The organism is Pseudorhodoplanes sp. (assembly GCF_050250235.1).
In the GTDB taxonomy this organism is placed as follows: domain Bacteria; phylum Pseudomonadota; class Alphaproteobacteria; order Rhizobiales; family Xanthobacteraceae; genus Pseudorhodoplanes.
Genome location: NZ_JBFWPA010000299.1, coordinates 1 through 3341, shown reverse-complemented (window position 1 = coordinate 3341; position 3341 = coordinate 1). Strand labels below are relative to the sequence as shown.

The 3341-nt window shown below is 59.9% G+C and carries 3 protein-coding genes; 1 reads left to right on the top strand and 2 read right to left on the bottom strand.

Annotated elements, in window-relative coordinates; genetic code table 11:
* Window positions 1-189: hypothetical protein (locus tag AB7F49_RS39045; protein ID WP_428533311.1), on the top strand; the 189-nt coding region annotated here is incomplete at its 5' end.
* 44 nt (window positions 190-233) lie between these two features.
* Here AB7F49_RS39045 and AB7F49_RS39040 read toward each other — a convergent pair.
* Both AB7F49_RS39040 and AB7F49_RS39035 read right to left on the bottom strand, forming a co-directional pair.
* Window positions 234-2786 (bottom strand): hypothetical protein, encoded by a 2553-nt coding sequence (locus AB7F49_RS39040; protein ID WP_428533308.1) that lies wholly within the window; start codon window positions 2784-2786, stop codon window positions 234-236.
* A gap of 82 nt (window positions 2787-2868) precedes the next feature.
* On the bottom strand, window positions 2869-3341 hold a 473-nt coding region (locus tag AB7F49_RS39035; protein ID WP_428533305.1), incomplete at its 5' end, for a hypothetical protein.

Here is a 3341-nt window from a genome sequence, read left to right as displayed (position 1 = left end):
ACTATGCTGTATCGCTCGACGGACTGCCGCTGTCGTCGTGGCGCTCCCGTGGTGAACCTGGCCCATAGTGCATCCTTCCATTCATGCGAAAAGATTGCACCATCAAATGCCGGGATCAAACACCTAGCCGACATCGCGCTGCCGACAATTGGCTTTACCAACTCGTTACGCACCACTTCCGGTAACTGACAGAACACGGACACCGTTGAGAGAGTGGGGCTAGAAGTACCGAGCTACCATGCGCTCCAGTCCATTGTGCGTCCATAGGCGACCGGAATATCGTTGGGCCAGCGCCAGGGATCCTGATCGTCTGATGTCCACAACTGAAACTCGACGTCGACAGCTGCAAGCCTGCGCTCGATCTGCTCTAGTGCCTCCTGGTTCAGCGGACATTCCGCCCTCGGACGCTGAACTGCAAATCCAGCGACGTCAGGTCTCAGCCTCGTCGCAACCTCGACAAGCGTCTCAACCTCCCGCTCATTGACGCCTGCAAAGCCGCGCTTCACCTCCAACAGGAACAGCTCGCCGTCGATAGCGGCAAGCACATCAAGGTCGGTGAACGGGTTCGGCTCTCCCACTTTGTAGACGTTGAGGGCCGGTGAGAACATAAACGACCAAGACGCCCGGTTGGCGAGCCGGTTCAGAACCCAAGCGACCGCCGCCTGTGCTGAGGAAGACGAGAAGGCCGTCGCGACGAACGGGTTAAGACGAAAATGCACGTTCGTATTGCCCTGGACGGGAGACGACTCCTTAACGCGACAGACCTCGCAGCGAAGGATCGGGACAATGTCCTCTAAGTTAATCCAATTGGGATGCTGGCAAACTTTGCATTTCCATGCGTAGCCCTGGCGCAGAAAGTTGCGATCGCGCAGATATTGCACTGACTGCTCGAGCGTGTGTCGCCCCTCGTTATTCCTGAGATTGTTTGGCATGGCGGCCATCAGGTCGCTGTATCTGATGTAATCGCCACGCTTACTGTCCGCCTGCAGCCAACCGGAAGTTCGACTCATGACCCGCTTGGCCAAGCGACCGAAGTCGATTGCTTCTCCGTGCGCCTCAAGCGTCTGCCGCAATTCGCGACCGAGCTCATCGACCCGCTCCTGGTTCGCGTCGGGCTCCGTGGGGCAAAGGCGCTCGATGACCGACAGCCAATAAGGGTTGGTCAAGAATATCAGTGCCTCCGGCAAGGACCGAAAGAGTTGAAAAACGCCCAATAGGTCGCGGCCCTTGTCGGAGACCTCGACCGGTATGAATCGATGAGCGAGACCCAAACCTTCGAGAGGCCGATCCTGTCGGGGCGCCTCGGGATGATGGGCCGACACCGCGTGTGTGAAACTGCCGAGATCTGAGGCAAGCGTGATGATCGGACGCTTCCATTGCAGGCTGTCTCTCAGACAGAGATCACCCTCTCCGGTCGGCCTTGGCAAAGGCGTCAGCGCCATTCGGTCTGGCCCATAGTTCTCCAACCGCACCGCCTGCTCGAGCCGCACGCGGCGCGGGAACATCCAGCGATGGCGTTGATTGTCGTAGCGGGAATGATCCTCGTGGCGATCGATCCGCAGATCAACCGCCCATGTGCCGCCAGTAGTCGGGCCTATCGCCATGTCTCGCAGGTGAAAAGGTACCGTCAAGGGAAGCTCGAACTGGTCTCGCTCAAAGCGGACGCGGCTGTCGACCTTGGGCGCAGGACTGTGCCACCCAGAGATGAAAATTGCGGCTGGTCCGCCCCGCTCATTCGGCGGCTGGTAGTCCCGCAAGGGTGCAAAGACACTGTCCCGGCCTAGTCTTTCAGCCAAGCTCATCAGCATACCAGGCGCTCTGATTGCTGTAGCAATCCGGGACAGCGCCTCCTCGTCGACCGAGCACGACTTGACGACGGTCCGCGGCGCCGCGTTGCCGTTGAAGTGGCGACGATTGCGGAGGCCCGACGTCAGCCGGGATACCCAGGCAGGAAGCCCCTCGGCAAAACGATTTGGGGAAATCCGCAACAGTTGAGTATGCCCCGGCTCCATCAACGACTGATATCGGTGGATGCCATTCCAGAACAGAAGCCGATCGGCAACTTCGTCGCCGACGATGATGCTGAGATGGTCCTCCCACGATGAGCGTCGATCATGTAGGGCCGCCAGGTACGGCGCGAACATGTCCGACATCTGAGCCAGACACAGCAGACCTGCTTGTTCCGCGACCCTGGTTTCCACCTCGGCGACGCTTTCAATGTAGGTAATCTCGTCGGGCGACCCGAAGCGTTGTGCGTAGCGATCGTTGTTGGGCGGTCGCAGGCTGGCGCGCCGCGCGTAGGGTAGCAGGGCATGGTCGTTCAAGGAGTTGCTAGCAAAGCCGAATGAGTCTGCTAGGTCGCGCGGCACGCCGACATGGCGCTCCTTGTCTAGCACATCCGGGATGGCCTGCCCGCGAAACGACCGCCACTTGCCGAGCAGCGGCACCACTGACGCAGAGCTCAGGAGGCTTGAATCTTCAGCTAGGTTGGGACGTAGCCGATTCCGATCTTCCCTGGGATGAATGATTATCTTGCTCGGGGCCAGCCGATGGGCAAGGCGGCGGTGAAGCGCACCGTCAAGGTTCACGTACGAATAGATGATGTCCGCGTCCCAGAGATCCAGCAGCTTCCAATCGTCAGCGCCGAGGTCCGCCCCATCGCTTTGCACGATTGGCGTTCGCCGGCCTCCCCATCGTGACATCGCCTCGTCGAATAGAGCGTCCAGGAGTTCGTGTGACGTCGGGTTCGGCGTGATATAAGCCACGCGCACCGGGCGTGGACTCACGATGGTTTGCTTGGCTCTTCTTGTTGGCCACATTTAGGTATTAGCCTGCGTTCTCTATCGGAAGGGTATTCACCCGACATGTCTAACCCCGCTCGATCATCATCTTCGCCCGGTCGTCCTCGCGCTTGCCGTCGAGATCATAGCCTTCGGCGATCCTCTCCAGCATGGCGGCGACAAGCGGGTGCGAATTGTGCAGAGCCGACGCATGTTTCCGGTATCGGTCAGCGAGTTTCCTCTCCTGTCTTCCCCCTTCGGCGTAGGACTTACTGACAATGCCGCGGTTATTATGTGTGCCGACCTCGAAGCCTTCGCGCATGCGCTCGTGATCGCCACGATCCAGCACGTCCCGGGCGGGGCCGAATGGCCAGACGCCATCACTGTCGGCCGGCGCGTGCGACATGATTTGGCCCAGTACGGAGTCGCAAGAGCCTAGCCTGTCGGCTTCCGCACACAGGCGCCGCGCCTCAGCGATAAACGACTCGAATGCTTCCGGATCGAACGTGCCGTCGTGCGCAGTTCCAGGCATCGTCTCGCAGTCGTTCAAAATGCGCCAGG